The organism is Micromonospora sp. NPDC000442, from assembly GCF_042898635.1.
In the GTDB taxonomy this organism is placed as follows: Bacteria; Actinomycetota; Actinomycetes; order Mycobacteriales; family Micromonosporaceae; genus Micromonospora.
In genome coordinates, this window is record NZ_JBIAYZ010000013.1 from 134,572 (window position 1) to 151,287 (window position 16,716).

A 16,716-nucleotide genomic window follows, 5' to 3' on the forward strand; every position below is an offset into this window, starting at 1 on the left:
GGTAGGTACGGTAGAACTTTGGTAACAGCCGCAAACATTGCTTCCCAGAGGCGGAACATTGCAGATCGACGCCGTTGACCAGCGAATCATTGCGCTGCTTGTTGCCGACGCCCGTGCTTCGTACGCCGACATCGGCACCCGCGTGTCGCTCTCCGCTCCGGCGGTCAAGCGGCGGGTCGATCGACTGCGGTCCGCCGGGGTGATCCGGGGATTCACGGCCATCGTGGACCCGGCCTCGGTCGGCTGGACCACCGAGGCCTTCGTGGAGCTGTTCTGCGCCGGCCGGACCACCCCGGCCCAGATCGGCGCCGCCGTGCGTCGCCATCCCGAGGTGGTGGGTGCGTACACGGTCTCCGGTGAGGCCGACGCTCTGGTGCACCTGCGCGCCGCCGACATCGCGCACCTGGAGGAGGCGCTGGAGCGGCTGCGGGCCGAGACGTTCGTGACCTCAAGCCGCAGCACCATCGTGCTCTCCCGGCTGGTCGAGTCCCCGGGCGTCGGCCCCTCCACCGGCTGAAGCCGTAACAGTCGGCTCCGGCTGGAACCGAACGCGGAGTCACCACGTCGAACCGGCCATGAAACGGGGCACCAAGGTCGCCACGACCGGCGGTTCGCTTGTCGTACTCGCTCTGCTCGCCGGCAGCATGGCCGTGTCACAACCCCCGCCGACCGCGCCCGGTCCCACCGGAGCACCGATGGTGCCGGTCGGGCTGGTCTCCTTCGACTCCTGCGCCGACGCCCTCACGGAGTTGCGGGCGGCGGCCACCGCATCGGTCGGCCCGTACGGTCTCGCCGGCGACGAGGTGCTGACGGCGGCCCTCGGCGGCGCGGAGTCGATGGCCCGTACCTTCGCCGGGGCGCCGGCCGACGCCGCCGGCCGGGACGCCGGGGCAAATTACTCGACGACCAACAACCACGAGGCCGACGCGGACGAGCCCGACCTGGTGAAGACCGACGGCCGACGGATCGTCACGGTCACCGGCGGCGTGCTGCGGGTGGTCGATCCGGTGAGCCGCCGTGTCACCGGGCGGCTCGACCTGGCTGGCGGCCGGGAGGAGTTGCGCTGGCAGGAGCACCGGCTGCTGCTGCTCGGCGACCGCGCGCTGGTACTCGCCGAGGACCCGCCGCGTCCGGCCGACGCCCTCCGCTCGATCAGGCGTCCCGGCGGGACCCGCCTACTGCTGATCGACCTGACCGGCCGTCCCCTGGTGCTCGGCACGTACCGCATCCAGGGCAGCACGGTCGACGCCCGGTTGACCGGTGACTGGGCCCGGGTGGCGGTCCGGGCGCCGGCCCGACTGGAGTTTCCACTGGCGTCCGAGGGCACCGACCAGGTCCGCACCGAACGCAACCGCAAGGTGATCGCAGAGGCCGGTGTCGAGGCATGGCTGCCGGAGTACGAGTGGACCGCCGGACCGGAGCGGCACACCGGTCGGATCGGCTGCGACCGGCTCAGCCGGCCCGACCGGATGACCGGCGCGGCCACCCTCACCGTGCTCAGCTTCGATCTCACCAGCGACCGGCTGGGCGACGGGGACCCGGTCTCGGTGGCCGCCGACGCCGACACCGTCTACGGCACGGCGACCAGCCTGTACCTGGCGGGTCAGCGTCCGGCACCGATCACCGGCCTGCCCCGCTGGCGGCCGTCGCCGGCCGAGCCGATCACCGACATCTACCAGTTCGACACCGCCGCGCCGGGGCGTCCCCGCTTCCTGGCCGCCGGCTCGGTGCCCGGCCGGTTGATCAACCAGTACGCGCTCTCCGACTGGGCCGGGCACCTGCGGGTGGCCACCACCACCGGCGAATTCCGGGATGATGGCACCGCCTCCGAGTCGGCGGTTCGGGTGCTGCGTCGCGACGACGGGGCGCTGGTACCGGTCGGCGTGGTCGGCGGCCTCGGGCGAGGTGAACGCATCTACTCGGTGCGCTACCTCGGACCGGTCGCGTACGTCGTGACCTTCCGGCAGACCGACCCGCTCTACGCGCTGGACCTCGCCGATCCGACCGCGCCCAGGGTCACCGGCGAACTGAAGATCACCGGCTACTCCGCGTACTTGCATCCGCTGCCCGAGGAACGCCTGCTCGGTGTCGGTCAGGAGGCCGACCGCCAGGGACGGACCAAGGGCGTACAGGTGTCGCTCTTCGACGTCCGTGACCCCGGCCGGCCGGACCGGCTCGACCAGTGGCACCTGCCCGGCGGGTGGTCCCACGCCGAGCACGACCCGCACGCCTTCCTGTACCGCCCGGACACCGGCCTGGTCGCGTTGCCCGTCGACGCCGGTGTCCGGCTGTTACGCGTCAGCGACGACACCATCAGCGAGATCGGCGAGGTGACCCACCCGGTCGGGAGCGACCACGGACGACGGCAGTGGGGACCACCGGTACGGCGGTCGCTGATGGTCGGCGACGTGCTCTGGACGGTCTCCGAGGCGGGCCTGCGCGCCACCGACCCGGCCTCGGCCCGGAGCCTGGCCTGGATCGCCGCAACCTGAACCTTCCTCCCCGCGGGTGGGGCCCGGTTTCTCGGGGTTTCCGGGCCCCACCCGCCTTGACCTCAACCACGCTTCAAGTGATCGACTCGGCGGGAAGCGGCGGTGAGGGGGAGACATGCGCGCGGTGTGGATCCACGAGTTCGGCGGGCCGGAGAAGCTGGTGCCCGGTACCGCACCCGATCCCGTACCCGGGCCGGGACAGGTGCTGATCGACGTGGTGCACGCGAACATCACCTTTGTGGAGACCCAGTTCCGGGCGACCGGCTTCGGTCCGTCCGGCGCAACCCTGCCGGTGATCCCGGGCAACGGCGTCGGCGGTCTGATCAGCGGCGTCGGGCCGGGCGTCGACCCGGTACTGGTCGGCAAACGGGTGGTCAGCGGCACCGGCGGCTCCGGTGCGTACGCCGAGCGGGTCGTCGTCGACGCGACGCTGCCGGTGGCGGTACCGGACGGGATGCCGCTCGACCGGGCGGTGGCCCTGCTCGCCGATGGACGTACCGCGTTGATGCTGGCGGAGGCGGCCGATCTCCGGCCCGGCGACCGGGTGTTGGTCGAGGCCGCCGCCGGTGGGGTCGGCAGCCTGCTCGTCCAGCTCGCGGCCGATGCCGGAGCGCGGGTGGTCGGGCTCGCCGGCGGTACGGGCAAGGTCGCCCTGCTACCTCGGATGGGCACCGAGATCGCCGTGGACTACCGGGAGCCGGACTGGGTCGGGCGGGTACGGTCGGCGATCGGTGCCGTCGACGTGGTCTTCGACGGGGTCGGTGGCACGATCGGGCGGGACGCGTTCGAACTGCTCGACCGCGGTGGTCGGATGCTCAGCTTCGGGCTGGCCAGCGGCGAGTGGGCGGGCATCGGCGCAGAGTCCGCCGCCGAGCGGGGCGTGACCCTGATCCAGCCGACGCCGACACCCGCCCAACTGCGGGCGTACACCGAGCGGGCGTTGGCGGAGGGTGCGGCCGGGCGGTTGCGCGCCGTGATCGGCCAGCGCTTCCCGTTGGCACGGGCGGGCGAGGCGCATGCGGCGATCGAGGCCCGCTCGACGGTCGGTAAGACCCTGCTCGACGTGCGCTGACCACCCTCAGAGGTACATGCCGGTGCGATGCTCGCCGCGTCCCGACTTGTCGCCCTCGCCGAAGAACCGCTTGCCGCCGAACTCCCCGTGCAGGCGGTCGTCCAGCTCGTCCGCGAGCCCGGTCATCACCTGCACCGCCAGCATCAGGTGGGTCGGCTGGAAGTTGCGACCGAAGACCGGGATCGACGCCCACACGGTGTCGTCGGCACAGTAGAGCCGGCCGATCGGCATCCGGTTGGTCAGCTCGGAGAGCTTGACGTACAGCCGCTCGGTCGGCTCGACCTCGGTCAGCACCGGAGAGAAGACGTCGACAAGCGGCGGATTGTCCCGCACCCGGACGAAGACCATCGCCGAGCCGGCCCGGATGTTGATGTCACCGTCGGAGTCGACCTGAAGCCGGTCGGAGTCCGACTTGAGCATGGTCGACACGACCGTGCGGACCCGCTCGGCCAGATCCAGCACCTCGGTGTCGGCATCGGTCTCGTCGGTTGCGGCCAGCGCCTTCTCCAGCTCGGTGCCGATCTCCCGGGCCAGGTTCGCCTCGCTGCGGGCGGTCCCCAGTGCCGCTCCGGGGATCGGTTCACCCTCGCCGTCCTCGATCGCGTAGACCAGGAAAGCCGGATGTGGGGCGCCGTAGATGTCGCGCAGGGTGCGGGAGAGCAGCGCGGCCAGCCGGGTGGCCTCGTCCGCCGCGGAATCCAACCCGAACTGGTCTCCCGAACCGTCCACCACGCCCGGCGGTGACCAGCCCAACGCCACCATGTCGGCGACCGCCGCACGGTCCAGCCGGTAGCCCGGTGGCAGAGTGGCGTTGCCCACCGCCCGGGCGGCGAACCGCCCGTCGCTTCGCACCTCGACATAGACGGAGTAGACGGCGTCATCGGTGCCGGAGGCGGTCGGGTCGAGGGTCAACGCCACCTCCGCGCCCGGCGGCAGCGTGGACAGCCGCTCCGCCAGCGCCCGGGCGAACTCCCGCCACGCCTGGGTCACCTTCGCCCGCAGGTCGGCCGTGCTCGGCTCGTCGAGCAGGATCGACTCGTGGTGCACCGGCGTGCCGGGCGGTGCCGAGGGGTGGTCAGCCGTCATGATCGCCTCCGTCCGTTCCGGTCACCCTACCCAGCAGGCTGCCGGCACGGATCAGCGCGGACCGTGATCGGACAGCGCTCCGGGCGTCAGCCGTGGTCGGGTCCGGCCGGGTCGGCCCGGGGGTGCGGATCGCCGCCCAGTTCCACCGGCCAGGTGGCGGCCAACCCGGCGAGCCGGGCCCCGGCCACGGCCGGATCCGCGCCACGTCCGACAGCCAGACCGAGCAGGTACGCGGTGACCGGCGCACCGGGCCGCAGCACCTGGTGAGCCACGTCCCGGGCCAGATCCAGCACGGTCGGCACCGGCACCTGTGTCGGGTCGAGACCCAGCTCCGCACAGGCGGCCGTGACCCAGTCGTCCAACACCGTCATCGCGTCCACTCCTCCGCCCGGCGTAGGTCATGCTCAGTGTCGCAGTCGAACCAGGGCTCCGGGCCGTCACCGTGCCACGTCACCTCGCACACCATCAGGTCGGCGAGCAACTCCCGCAGCGGCGCTCCGGCCACGTCACCGCCGCGCCGAACGGTGAGTCGATCCAGAGCGGCCCGCAGGGCGCCCGGCCGCCACACCCCACACAGCGTCTGCCGCCGCCCCGACCGGTCCACGTAGCAGGCCCCGTCGAAAACCGCCGTCCCGGTACCCGGCGTCCCGGTGCGCGGCGTCCCGATGCTCAGCGTCTCCATGCTCAGCGTTCCGGTACTCGGCGTGCCGGCGTCGTCTGGGCGGTCGACGTCGATGCGGTGCAGACGGTTCAGCAGGTCGCCGACGGCGGGCCGGGTCAGCAGGGGCAGGTCGGCGGCGAGCAGGGCGACGGCGGGTACCTCGGTGTCGAGCAGGGCCAGCCCGGCCGCGACGGCGGCCACCGGCCCGCCGCCCGCCGGCACCTCCCGGGTCAGCCGCACTCCGGCGATCGCCGGCCCGGGGCCGACCAGGATTCGGGGCGACGCATCGGCCACCGCGGTCAGCACCCGCTCACGCATCGGCACCCCGCCGACCGCCAACACCGGCTTGTCCCGCCCACCCATCCGGCGTCCGGCACCACCCGCGAGCACCACCGCCGCGTACGCCGTCATGGCGCCACGGTAGCCGCCCGCACCACCTTGAGAACCACAGCGCCGGGCAGTCATTGGTGGCCGGCCCCCGTGCGGCGCAGGGCGGATCCCTGGCGGCAGCAGGAGGGGTGGGCGGAGGCACCCGTCCGGGGTCGCGCTCGGGGCGGCGGCAGGACGTCCGGCGCTGCGGGGCAGGATGGACGACGTGGGACGGGCTTCGGATCGGCGTGGTGTGGTGCGAGTGGATCTGGACGCGGCTGAGACCGGCCGGCGCCGGGTCCGGCGGCCGGACACGCTCGCCGCCGAGGAACCGTTGGAGATGCGGGTCGGCCGGGCGGGGCCGGGGCGGCGTCCTCCGCTGGCCGTCACCATGCGTACCCCGGGAGCCGACCTCGACCTGGCCATCGGCTTCCTGTTCAACGAGGGGCTGATCCGCTCCGCGGACGACGTGTCCACCGCGCAGTTGTGTGCCGGCACCGACACCCCGAACACCTACAACGTGGTCGACGTGACCCTGGCTCCCGGCGTGCCGGACCCGGTCACCGACCCGACCCGGCACTTCCACACCACAAGCGCCTGCGGGGTGTGCGGCAAGGCGAGCATCGACGCGATTCGTACCCGGTCACTCTTCGACGTCAGCGACGACCCGCTCAGCGTGCCGGCGGAGTTGTTGGCGGAGTTGCCGCAGCGGCTGCGGGCCGGGCAGCGGGGCTTCGACCGCACCGGCGGACTGCACGCGGCGGGCCTGTTCGCCGCGGACGGTGAACTGGTGGTGCTGCGCGAGGACGTGGGTCGGCACAACGCGGTCGACAAGGTGGTGGGCTGGGCGGTACGCGAACGCCGGCTGCCGCTGAGCGGTCACGTGCTGCTCGTGTCGGGTCGGGCCAGTTTCGAGTTGACCCAGAAGGCATGGATGGCGGGTGTGCCGCTGCTCGCCGCGGTTTCGGCGCCGAGCACCCTCGCGGTCGACTTGGCCACCGAGGCGGGAATGACCCTGGTCGGGTTCCTACGGGAACGGACGATGAACGTCTACACCGGCGGTCATCGGGTCGTCGCCTGACCGGCCTCGGCTGACCGTCAGCGGCGGGACAGCATCTCGAACAGCTCCAGCCGGGCCGCGGCGTCGCGGGCGATCAGGAAGCCGGCGATGCCCAGCACCCAGCCGAGCATGCTGCCGGAGGTGCGGACGATCCAGGCGTTGAGCCGGGCGAGCACCGGCTCCACCCAACTCGGCCAGGCCACCCGCGCACCCAGCAACAGTATCGCCGGCAACACCATGACCAGGCAGTAGCCGACGAGCAGCGCCACGCTGGTGGACACGGCCAGGCCGGAGGTGGTGAGCAGACCCAGAGCGCCGAGGTACGGCAGCATCGTCGCCACCTCGGCCAGCGCGGCGAACAGCGCCAGCCCCACCAGCCAACGCGACGACGAGTCACCGGCGGTCACCCGGTCCCGCCAGCGCAACACCCGACCCGTACCGGCGCCACGCTTGCCGTCGTAACGGAAGCTCAGCACGAACAGACCGACCCCGAGCACCAACTGACCCCAGAGCACCGGCCGGTTGTCCAGCGCACCGCCCAGCAGCTCGGCCAGCCCGCTGCCACCGAAGTACAGCAGCAGGCCGACCAGGAAGTAGAAGCCGGCGATGGTGCCGAGGTAGATCATCACCCGCCGGACGCTCACCGGCCCTGGAGCGAGCAGCAGCCACACCGGGATGAACAGGGTGCCGATGCTGGTGCTGTCCACCAGCGCCAGGCCGATGAGGGACAGCAGCAGGGCAACGCTCATGCCGTACCAGCGGCAAGCTCGGGCATGCGGCGATTATCCGGCACCGCCGCCCGGGCGGTGACCCCGGTGCAGAGCGGTCATCGTGGGCGCCGTCGTGGGCGCCGCCTCGCCCGGCGGCGCGCTCTCGGCAGCCCGGTCGCCGGCCAGCCGTCCAGCCGGGACGGAGGCACGCCTCGGCGGAGCAGATCGTCGAGCAGCACGGCGAGCGAGTAGTCGGGGTGCTCGGCCAGCACGCGTTCCAGTGCCACCGCCGCCAACGCGCCCTGCCCGTCGCGCCAGGCGGCGAACGCGAGCAGGGAACCCGGGGCGGCGATCAGCTCCGGCTCGGCCCGGCGCAGCGCCTCCGCCCAGAAGGCGACGTCCTCGTCCCGGCCGTCGGTGCGCTCCCAGGCATGGTCGCGTACCGGCAGGTGGGTGAGGAGCAGGCAGAGCCAGGCCACCTCGTCGTCGGTCAGTCGCTCGCCAGCACGGTGCCGGCGCAGCGTGGCCCGCAGCGCCGCCGTGCCGGCCGCCCGCAGTGCCCGAGCGCCGAGCAGGTCGGTGGCGGGTGCGGCGGCCAGCAGGTCGGTGAGCCGTTGCTCCGCCCGCACGACCGCCGACCGCATCGTCTCCCCGCCGGCCGGGGCCACCTGCGCGGCGAGTGCCGCCCGGTCCGGCAGGGCCACCTGTCCGGCGAAGACCGCCGCTGCGGGCACCGCGCTGGCCTGCGGGTCGTACGGGGTGCCCTCCGGCGGGCAGCACTCCGGCTCCTCGCAGAGGTAGGACCACCACCGCCCGTCGGTGACCCGCAGCGCGTCGAGCACGGTCAGCCCCGCCTCGGCCAGCGCGGCCCGGACCGCGTCCACCGCCGGGGTCACCCGGGCGGCCGGACCGTACCCGACAACTGTGGCCGAGTCGGCGCCCTGCCGGGCGGTCACCGCCGCGATGTGCTGACCGGGCTCGTAGGGGTCGGTGTCGCCGGGCAGGTCGCCGCGCGCGGCGAAGACGATCCGCTTACCGGACAGCGCCACCACCACGATGCTGTCGGCGGGATGGAAGCCGAGCAGGTACGGCACGGCGGCGATGAGGTCGGCGGGAGAGCGTACGGACAGTCGGGGCAGCTCGGTCGAGTTCATGCAGGCAGCCTGCGAGCCAGGGATCGGGTGGCGCTGCCCCTGTGGACGACACGCCGGTCATCCACAGCTACGGAGCGTAGTTTCCCAGCTCACCCCCGATCGACTACCGCCCACCCCAAGCACCGCCGAGCCCGGGACGGTACGAGGGATGCGCGATCGACGTGATTGCCCTCGCTTAGCGATACCTTGCGGGGATGGATCTGGCGTACCTGCGGGCGCATCCCGAGCAGTTGCCCACCTTCCTGACCCATCAGCGGATCCGGGAGACGCCGGTGTCCGGCGGCGACATCTGCGCGGCTTCCCGGCTGACCCTGGACGACGGTCACTCGGTGTTCGCCAAGACCTGGCCGGAGAATGCGGGGCGGCCGGTGCCGGAAGGTTTCTTCGCCGCCGAGGCGGCCGGGCTGCGCTGGCTCCGCGAGGCCGGTGCCGTCGCCGTACCGGAGGTGCTTGTCGCGTTGCCGGAGCTGTTGGCCCTGGAGTGGATCGGGCCGGGCGAGCCGGGTCGGGAGGCAGCCGACCGATTCGGCCGGGAGCTGGCCGAGCTGCACCGGGCGGGTGCGCCGGCGTTCGGCGCGCGTTGGCCGGGGTTCATCGGCGCGCTGCCGGCGGACAACACGCCCGACGACGGTCCGTGGACGGAGTGGTTCGCCCGGGCCAGGCTGCTGCCCTACCTGCGCCGATCGGTCGACGGTGGAGCCCTCACCAGCGCCGACGCCACCCTGGTCGAGCAGGTCATCGCCCGGATCGGCGAGTTCGGGGGTGACGAGCCACCTGCCCGCGTCCACGGTGACCTCTGGCCGGGCAACCTGCTCTGGAGCGATGACGACCGGGTCTGGCTGGTCGACCCGGCGGCGCACGGTGGGCACCGGGAGACCGACCTGGCCCAGTTGGCGCTCTTCGGCGGCCCCCCGCACCACGACCGGATCATGGCGGCGTACCAGGAGAGCTGGCCGCTGGCCGACGGGTGGCGGGACCGGGTGCCGCTGCACCAGCTGCATCTGCTGCTCGTGCACACCGCGCTCTTCGGTGCGGCATACCGCGATTCGGTAACCAGGAGCGCTCGGGACGCCCTGAACGGGACAGGTCGCGCTACCGTCGAGCGGTGAGCCTGCCCCCGCCCACCGCCCTCGTCGACAGGTACGGCCGCGTCGCACGGGACCTGCGGGTGTCCCTGACCGACAAGTGCAACCTGCGCTGCACCTACTGCATGCCGGCCGAGGGCCTGCCCTGGCTGGCCGGGCCGCAACTGCTCACCGACGACGAGGTGGTCCGGCTGATTCGGGTCGCGGTGTGCCGGCTCGGGGTCGACGAGGTGCGGTTCACCGGTGGTGAACCGCTCATCCGTCCCGGTCTGGTGGGCATCGTCGAATCCGTCGCGGCGCTCGACCCGCGCCCCCGGATCTCGCTGACCACGAACGGCATCGGCCTGGACCGGCTCGCCCCCGCGCTACGCACCGCCGGCCTGGACCGGGTGAACGTCTCACTCGACACGCTGGACCGGGAACGCTTCACCCGGCTCACCCGCCGGGACCGGTTGGCCGGTGTGCTGGCCGGCCTGGCCGGCGCGGCCGCCGCCGGGCTCACTCCGGTGAAGGTCAACGCTGTGCTGATGCGCGGCATCAACGACGACGAGGCACCGGCGCTGCTGCGCTTCGCCCTCGACCACGGTTACGAGCTGCGGTTCATCGAGCAGATGCCGCTGGACGCACAGCACGGCTGGGACCGCGCCGCCATGGTGACCGCCGACGAGATCCTGGCCGCGCTGCGTGCCGCGTACGACCTCAGCCCGGACCCGACCGAACGCGGCGCCGCCCCCGCCGAGACCTGGTTGGTCGACGGCGGTCCGGCCCGGGTCGGCGTGATCGGCACGGTGACCCGGCCCTTCTGCGGCGACTGCGACCGGACCCGGCTCACCGCCGACGGGCAGATCCGCAACTGCCTGTTCGCCACCGAGGAGTCGGATCTGCGCGGCGCGTTGCGGGCCGGAGCCGACGACGAGGAGCTTGCCCGCCGCTGGCGGGCCGCGACGTTGCGCAAGCGGGCCGGGCACGGCATCGACGACCCGTCCTTCCTGCAACCGACCCGGCCGATGTCGGCCATCGGAGGCTGACCGTGGCGAGCGTCACCGTCCGATACTTCGCCGGGGCTCGGGCCGCGGCCGGCCGCGCCGAGGAAACCACCGCAGCGGGCCGGTCGCTTGACGAGTTGGTGGCTGAACTGGCCGAGCGGCACGGCGGGCGGTTGGTACCGGTACTGGCGGTGTCGAGTTTTCTGATCGACGGCGTCACCTGTCATGATCGGCAGAAGCCGCTGCCGGCTGGGGCGACGATCGACGTCCTGCCTCCCTTCGCGGGCGGTTGAGGGGGATCCACACGTGTTCGCGGTACTCGGCTTCGTGACCACCCTTGCCGTGATCACCGGGTTGATCCATCTCTACCTGTGGAAACGCCTGGTCAAGGACACCACCACCGCCGGACGCTTGCGGCGGGTCGGCACGGTCACCGCCGTGGTGCTGGCCCTGCTGGTGCCGGCGACCATGATCGGCACGCGCGCCGGAATGTACTGGCTCGCCTGGCCGGGCTACCTGTGGCTCGCGCTGATGTTCTACCTGCTGGTGCTGCTCGTCGTGCTGGAAGTCCCGATGCTGGTGACGCGGCTGGTGCTGCGCCGCCGGTCGGGTGTGGCCCGGCCGGAGCCTGTTCTGACCGGCGTGGCCAGCGGGCCCCTCCCCGGGCTGTCGACCGACGGGCCGGGCGGCACCGACCAGCCGACCGCGCCGCCCCCACCGGATGATCCGGCGGATCCACCGGTCGCCGGCGCGGTCGGTCCCGACCACGACCCGGGCCGCCGCCTGCTGCTCGCTCGTGGGGCCGCGATCTTCGCCGGGCTCACCGCCACCGGCCTGGTCGGCTACGGCGTACGCACCGCGATGGGTCCGCCCCGGCTGGACCGGGTGCAGATCCCGCTGGCCAAGCTGCCCCGCAGCATGGACGGTCTGCGCATCGCCACCGTGTCGGACATTCACATCGGGCCGCTGACCGGCCGGGCGCACACGGAGCGGATCGTGGCCGCGATCAACCGGCTGGACGCCGACATCGTCGCCGTGGTCGGCGACCTGGTCGACGGCACGGTCGCCGAGTTGGGCGACGACGCGGCACCGCTGCGCGGCCTGCGCTCGCGGTACGGCAGCTACTTCGTCACCGGCAACCACGAGTACTACTCGGGCGTGGAGGAGTGGGTGGCCGAGGTCGACCGACTCGGGCTGCGGGTGCTCCAGAATCGGCGGCTGGAGATCGCCACTCCTGGTGGAGTGATCGACCTGGCCGGCGTCAACGACGTCTCCGCCGTCGGCAGCGGCGTCTCCGCGCCGCCGGACTACGACGCCGCGCTGGGCGACCGCGACCCGTCCCGACCGGTGGTGCTGCTGGCCCACCAGCCGGTGGCCGCGCTGGAGGCGGCGAGGTACGGGGTCGACCTGCAACTGTCCGGCCACACCCATGGCGGCCAGATCGTCCCCTTCAACCTGCTGGTCCAGCTCGAACAGCCCGTCGTCTCCGGGCTCGGTGAGGTGGACGGAACGAAGGTCTACGTGACCAACGGCGCCGGCTTCTGGGGGCCGCCGGTACGGGTCGGCGCGGAGCCTCAGGTCACCCTCGTCGAGCTTCGTTCGGCATAGCGCAGCTCACCTTCCGTGCGTGGCGCCGCGCGGGAGCGCGGCCGGTCGTGGCAGGATGCGGCGTGCCCCCGTTCAGCGCCGTACCCCCCGGTGGCCTTCCGCCCTTCGTCGCGGACCTGCACATCCACTCGAAATACTCGCGGGCCTGTAGCCGCGACCTGACCCTGCCGAACCTCGGCTGGTGGGCGCGACGCAAGGGCATCGCGGTGCTCGGCACCGGTGACTTCACCCACCCCGCCTGGTACGACCATCTGCGGGAGACCTTGCACCCGGCTGAGCCGGGCCTGTACCGGCTGTCACCGGACGCGGAGCGGGACATCGCCCGTCGACTGCCACCCCGGCTGGCCAGCGAGGCGGAGAGCGATCCGGTCCGGTTCATGCTCAGCGTGGAGATCTCCACGATCTACAAGCGGGACGAGCGGACGCGCAAGGTCCACCACCTGATCTACCTGCCGGACCTGGACGCGGTGGGTCGGTTCAACGCCGCGCTCGGCCGGATCGGCAACCTCGGCTCGGACGGCCGGCCCATCCTCGGTCTGGATTCGCGCGATCTTCTGGAGATCACGCTGGAGGCGAGCGGCGACGGGTACCTCGTGCCGGCGCACATCTGGACCCCGTGGTTCTCGGCCCTGGGCTCGAAGTCCGGCTTCGACGCGATCGCCGACTGCTACGCCGACCTGGCCGATCACATCTTCGCGGTGGAGACCGGGCTCTCCTCGGACCCGGAGATGAACTGGCGGGTGGGCAGCCTGGACCGCTACCGGCTGGTCTCCAACTCCGACGCGCACTCGCCACCCGCGCTCGCCCGCGAGGCCACGGTCTTCGCCTCGGCCCGGGACTACTTCGGCATCCGGGAGGCGCTGCGTACCGGTGACGGGCTGGCCGGGACGATCGAGTTCTTCCCGGAGGAGGGCAAGTACCACGCCGACGGCCACCGGCTGTGCGGGGTGAACTGGGCACCGGAGCGGACCCGGGCGGCCGGCGGACGCTGCCCGGAGTGCGGCAAGCCGTTGACGGTGGGCGTACTGAGCCGGGTTGAGGATCTGGCCGACCGGCCCGAGGGTTACCGGCCGCAGCACGCCCCCGAGGTGACCCACCTGATCCAGCTCGCCGAGATCCTCGGCGAGATCAACAAGGTCGGTCCGCGCTCCAAGCGGGTCGAGGGGAAGCTGATCGAGCTGGTCGCCGCGCTCGGCCCCGAGCTGGAGATCCTGACCCGGGTCCCGCTTGACGAGATCGGCCGGGTCGGCGGCGAGTTGCTCGCCGAGGGCATCGGCCGGCTCCGTCGCGGTGAGGTCCGCCGGGTGCCGGGGTACGACGGCGAGTACGGCGTGATCACCCTGTTCGACCCGACCGAGCTGGGCGGCGCAGCCGGGGTGTCCGCCGGGCAGGAGACGCTGTTCGACGTACCGGTGCCCACGCAGCGGCGCGCTCCGGAGGCCGCGGCGAAGACGACGGCCGGTGTCAAGCGCCCGTCGGCGAAGCCCGAGCCGAGGCGCAAGCCGTCGGCTCCGGCACCGCCGATCGCGCCGGCACCCTCCCCGCACGAACCGTTCGAACCGATGCTCGCCGGCATGGAGGAGGTCGGCACCGGCCTGCTCGACCGGCTCGACGCGATGCAGCGGGTGGCCGCCTCGGCGCCCGGTGGCCCGCTGCTGATCGTCGCCGGTCCGGGCACCGGCAAGACGCGGACGCTGACCCACCGCATCGCCTATCTCTGTGCCGAGTTGAACGTCTTCCCCGAGCGATGCCTGGCCATCACGTTCACCCGGCGGGCCGCGGAGGAACTGCGCCACCGCCTCGACGGTCTGCTCGGCCCGGTTGCCGAGGACGTCACCGTCGGCACCTTCCACTCGCTCGGGCTGACCATCCTGCGCGAGAACGCCGAGGCCGCCGGTCTGCCCGACAGCTTCCGGATCGCCGACGACGCGGACCGGGCCGCCGCGCGGACCGATGCCGGGGACGATCCGGCCCGGTACACCGCGCTGCTGCGTAAGCAGGGCCTGGTGGACCTGGACGAGTTGCTCACGCTGCCGGTGGCGTTGCTGCGCGAGGACCGGAGGCTTGTCGATCGGTACCGGCAGCGGTGGCAGTGGATTTTCGTGGACGAGTACCAGGACGTCGACGCGGTGCAGTACGAGCTGCTCCGCCTACTCAGTCCGGCCGACGGGAACCTCTGCGCGATCGGTGACCCGGACCAGGCGATCTACTCGTTCCGGGGTGCCGACGTCGGGTACTTCCTGCGTTTCTCGCAGGACTTCACCGACGCCCGGCTGGTCCGGCTCAACCGCAACTACCGGTCCTCCGCGCCGATCCTGGCCGCTGCGGTGCAGGCCATCGCGCCGTCATCGCTGGTACGGGGTCGCCGGCTGGATCCGGCCCGGCTCGACCCGGAGGCGCCACTGGTCGGCCGGTACGCTGCGGCCTCCGTCGCCGACGAGGCCGACTTCGTGGTACGCACCGTGGACGAACTGGTCGGCGGCTTGTCCCACCGGTCGCTGGACTCCGGCCGGATCGACGGACGGTCGACCACGCTGTCCTTCTCGGACATCGCGGTGCTGTACCGCACCGACTCGCAGGCCGCGCCGATCGTGGACGCCCTGGCCCGGGCCAACATCCCGGTGCAGAAGCGCTCGCACGACCGGCTGCGGGACCGGCCCGGGGTGGCCGCCATCGCTCGCGAGCTACGGCACGCGCCCGGCGTCGAGGGTGCCCTGCCCGCGCGGGTACGCCTCGTCGGCCAGGTGCTCGCGGACCGGTTCGCCGCCCCGACCCTGGACGGGTCCGGCGGGGTACGTCCGGAGGATGTGCGGACCGCCGTCGACCTGCTGACGCCGCTGGCCCGTCGCTGCGGTGACGACCTGGAGATGTTCCTGTCGCAGCTCGCCACCGGTGCCGAGGTGGACGCGCTCGATCCGCGTGCCGAGGCGGTCACCCTGTTGACCCTGCACGCCGCGAAGGGTCTGGAGTTTCCGGTGGTCTTCCTGGTCGGTACGGAGGACGGACTGCTGCCGCTGCGCTGGCCCGGTACCACGCCCGACGAGGCCGCGGTGGCCGAGGAGCGGCGACTCTTCTTCGTCGGGTTGACCCGTGCCCAGGATCGGCTCTACGTCAGCCACGCCGCCCGCCGATTCCGGCACGGCTCGGAGCGGGACTGCCGCCCGTCGCCATTCATCGACGTGGTGGATCCGGGCCTGTTCGAACGCCTCGGCGACAGCGAGGGCCCTCGGCGACCCAAGGACCGCCAGCTACGCCTGATCTGACGAGGATCGGTCGGGTTGCCGACCGGCCGGGCGGTGTCGCACCGGTGACCTGCCGTACGCACTACGGTGACGTCGCACCGGTGACCTGCCGTACGCACTACGGTGACGTTGGCGGTGCCGGTGGTCGAGCGACCGCCCACCGGCTTCACCCAACGGCTCAGGAGGGCGTGCATGGCGAACTACGGACCACCGGGCCCGCAGCCGTGGCACGAGCCGCAACCCGGCGAGCAGCCGTGGCGCGAGGCGCAACCCGACCAGTGGTACGGCCACGGTCGGTCGGCCGACGCGCAGCCGCCCCACGACCCGAGCCAGACCCACGAGTTCGGTCACCCCTACGGCGACCGGTCCCACGGACACCCTCCCGGACGGACCTACGAATCCGGTCAGGACTACGGCAGTGGTCGGGACAGCGGGTACGGCCAGGACTACGGCAGTGGCCAGGACTACGGCAGTGGCCAGCGCTACGGCAGTGGCCAGCGCTACGGGTCCGGCGAGTCCTACGACCCCGGTGGGCACGGCGGCGGCCGGTACGGCCCGTCCGGGCCGGGACATGTCCCGCCGGGATCGGACGCCTGGGCGCAGTCCGCCTACCAGCACGATGTGGAGACCGGGTACGCCGGCACACCCGCGCCACCGCCGGAGCGTCGGCGCGGACGGATGCTCGTCGTACTGGCGGCGGTGCTGGTGCTGGTACTGGGCGGTGCGACGGCGTTCTATCTGACCGGGCGGGACGACGAGACACCGACCCCGGTGGCCGCACCGACCGAGGAGGTGGCGTCCACCCCGGACGCGCAGGATGAGGAGACCGCGCCCGACGATCCCGCCGCCGCCGACCCCCGCTTCGTGCAGGTCGGGCAGTGCGTACGCAACGACGCGGCGGCCGGCGGCAAGCCCCGGCTGCTGCTGAGTGAGTGCGCGCCGAGGTCGTACGAGGTGCTGCGGCGTTTCGACGGTAAGACCAGCGGCGAGCGTGACGCCGAGGAGAAGTGCGCTTCGGTCGACGGCTACACCAACTGGTACTTCTACGACAGCGAGTTGGACTCGCTCGACTTCGTGCTCTGCCTCAAGCAGCGCGACTGACGACCGATTACCAAAACTAGTGCTGTCTAGCTTCCAAGCTAGACAGCACTAGTTTTTGGTCGAGGGCAACACGCCGGTACCGCCGTCTAT

The 16,716-nt window shown here is 72.4% G+C and carries 15 protein-coding genes; 10 read left to right on the plus strand and 5 right to left on the minus strand.

The window, feature by feature from the left end:
- Nucleotides 1-58: 58 nt before the first annotated feature.
- From ACFY2A_RS21335 to ACFY2A_RS21345, 3 genes are all read left to right on the plus strand, one after another.
- Nucleotides 59-517, plus strand: a complete 459-nt coding sequence (locus ACFY2A_RS21335; protein WP_164448819.1) for an Lrp/AsnC family transcriptional regulator — start codon at nt 59-61, stop codon at nt 515-517.
- Nucleotides 518-575: 58 nt separating this feature from the next.
- Nucleotides 576-2,492, plus strand: coding sequence for a beta-propeller domain-containing protein (locus ACFY2A_RS21340; protein ID WP_387173911.1), 1,917 nt, complete (start codon nt 576-578; stop codon nt 2,490-2,492).
- Nucleotides 2,493-2,607: 115 nt separating this feature from the next.
- The gene (locus ACFY2A_RS21345) at nt 2,608-3,564 is read left to right on the plus strand and encodes a zinc-binding dehydrogenase (RefSeq protein ID WP_387173913.1); all 957 of its coding nucleotides are present in this window, start codon (nt 2,608-2,610) and stop codon (nt 3,562-3,564) included.
- 6 nt (nt 3,565-3,570) lie between these two features.
- Here the strand turns inward: ACFY2A_RS21345 and ACFY2A_RS21350 are convergent, their stop codons facing one another.
- The 3 genes from ACFY2A_RS21350 to ACFY2A_RS21360 form a co-directional block, all read right to left on the minus strand.
- Entirely contained in the window at nt 3,571-4,650 is a 1,080-nt protein-coding gene (locus tag ACFY2A_RS21350; protein WP_387173915.1) for a hypothetical protein, read from the minus strand.
- A gap of 86 nt (nt 4,651-4,736) precedes the next feature.
- Nucleotides 4,737-5,021: a DUF6457 domain-containing protein gene (locus tag ACFY2A_RS21355; RefSeq protein ID WP_363920957.1), complete on the minus strand. Its 285-nt coding sequence runs from the start codon at nt 5,019-5,021 to the stop codon at nt 4,737-4,739.
- On the minus strand, nt 5,018-5,722 hold the full coding sequence (locus tag ACFY2A_RS21360; RefSeq protein WP_387173917.1) for an NTP transferase domain-containing protein: 705 nt from the start codon (nt 5,720-5,722) through the stop codon (nt 5,018-5,020). The genes ACFY2A_RS21355 and ACFY2A_RS21360 overlap by 4 nt, the downstream gene beginning before the upstream one ends.
- Before the next feature lie 184 nt (nt 5,723-5,906).
- Between ACFY2A_RS21360 and fdhD the strand changes: the two genes are divergently transcribed.
- Nucleotides 5,907-6,761 carry a formate dehydrogenase accessory sulfurtransferase FdhD gene (gene fdhD, locus ACFY2A_RS21365; RefSeq protein ID WP_387173919.1) on the plus strand — a complete coding sequence of 285 codons (855 nt, stop codon included), beginning with the start codon at nt 5,907-5,909 and terminating at the stop codon, nt 6,759-6,761.
- Between the two features lie 17 nt (nt 6,762-6,778).
- Here the strand turns inward: fdhD and ACFY2A_RS21370 are convergent, their stop codons facing one another.
- Nucleotides 6,779-7,489 carry a GAP family protein gene (locus ACFY2A_RS21370; RefSeq protein WP_387173921.1) on the minus strand — a complete coding sequence of 237 codons (711 nt, stop codon included), beginning with the start codon at nt 7,487-7,489 and terminating at the stop codon, nt 6,779-6,781.
- A gap of 77 nt (nt 7,490-7,566) precedes the next feature.
- Nucleotides 7,567-8,604 carry a DUF4192 domain-containing protein gene (locus ACFY2A_RS21375; RefSeq protein ID WP_387173922.1) on the minus strand — a complete coding sequence of 346 codons (1,038 nt, stop codon included), beginning with the start codon at nt 8,602-8,604 and terminating at the stop codon, nt 7,567-7,569.
- Nucleotides 8,605-8,798: 194 nt separating this feature from the next.
- Between ACFY2A_RS21375 and ACFY2A_RS21380 the strand changes: the two genes are divergently transcribed.
- The 6 genes from ACFY2A_RS21380 to ACFY2A_RS21405 all read left to right on the plus strand — a co-directional run bounded on the left by ACFY2A_RS21380 (nt 8,799) and on the right by ACFY2A_RS21405 (nt 16,626).
- Complete coding sequence (locus ACFY2A_RS21380; RefSeq protein ID WP_387173924.1) at nt 8,799-9,713, plus strand: fructosamine kinase family protein; 915 nt, start codon at nt 8,799-8,801, stop codon at nt 9,711-9,713.
- Nucleotides 9,710-10,717, plus strand: a complete 1,008-nt coding sequence (moaA, locus tag ACFY2A_RS21385; protein ID WP_363920969.1) for a GTP 3',8-cyclase MoaA — start codon at nt 9,710-9,712, stop codon at nt 10,715-10,717. Before ACFY2A_RS21380 ends, moaA begins: the two co-directional genes overlap by 4 nt.
- Nucleotides 10,714-10,968: a MoaD/ThiS family protein gene (locus ACFY2A_RS21390; RefSeq protein ID WP_363921519.1), complete on the plus strand. Its 255-nt coding sequence runs from the start codon at nt 10,714-10,716 to the stop codon at nt 10,966-10,968. The genes moaA and ACFY2A_RS21390 overlap by 4 nt, the downstream gene beginning before the upstream one ends.
- A gap of 13 nt (nt 10,969-10,981) precedes the next feature.
- Nucleotides 10,982-12,283, plus strand: coding sequence for a metallophosphoesterase (locus tag ACFY2A_RS21395; protein WP_387173927.1), 1,302 nt, complete (start codon nt 10,982-10,984; stop codon nt 12,281-12,283).
- Nucleotides 12,284-12,345: 62 nt separating this feature from the next.
- On the plus strand, nt 12,346-15,546 hold the full coding sequence (locus tag ACFY2A_RS21400; protein ID WP_387173929.1) for a UvrD-helicase domain-containing protein: 3,201 nt from the start codon (nt 12,346-12,348) through the stop codon (nt 15,544-15,546).
- Between the two features lie 600 nt (nt 15,547-16,146).
- Nucleotides 16,147-16,626, plus strand: a complete 480-nt coding sequence (locus ACFY2A_RS21405) for a hypothetical protein (protein ID WP_387173963.1) — start codon at nt 16,147-16,149, stop codon at nt 16,624-16,626.
- Nucleotides 16,627-16,716 lie beyond the last annotated feature (90 nt).

Excerpts from the sequence above, each read along its gene's own strand:
- ACFY2A_RS21340 (WP_387173911.1), top strand. The coding sequence starts at position 576 with ATGAAACGGGGCACCAAGGTCGCCACGACCGGCGGTTCGCTTGTCGTA.
- ACFY2A_RS21345 (WP_387173913.1), top strand. The coding sequence starts at position 2,608 with ATGCGCGCGGTGTGGATCCACGAGTTCGGCGGGCCGGAGAAGCTGGTG.
- ACFY2A_RS21350 (WP_387173915.1), bottom strand. The coding sequence starts at position 4,650 with ATGACGGCTGACCACCCCTCGGCACCGCCCGGCACGCCGGTGCACCAC.
- ACFY2A_RS21355 (WP_363920957.1), bottom strand. The coding sequence starts at position 5,021 with ATGACGGTGTTGGACGACTGGGTCACGGCCGCCTGTGCGGAGCTGGGT.
- ACFY2A_RS21360 (WP_387173917.1), bottom strand. The coding sequence starts at position 5,722 with ATGACGGCGTACGCGGCGGTGGTGCTCGCGGGTGGTGCCGGACGCCGG.
- ACFY2A_RS21370 (WP_387173921.1), bottom strand. The coding sequence starts at position 7,489 with ATGAGCGTTGCCCTGCTGCTGTCCCTCATCGGCCTGGCGCTGGTGGAC.
- ACFY2A_RS21375 (WP_387173922.1), bottom strand. The coding sequence starts at position 8,604 with ATGAACTCGACCGAGCTGCCCCGACTGTCCGTACGCTCTCCCGCCGAC.
- ACFY2A_RS21380 (WP_387173924.1), top strand. The coding sequence starts at position 8,799 with ATGGATCTGGCGTACCTGCGGGCGCATCCCGAGCAGTTGCCCACCTTC.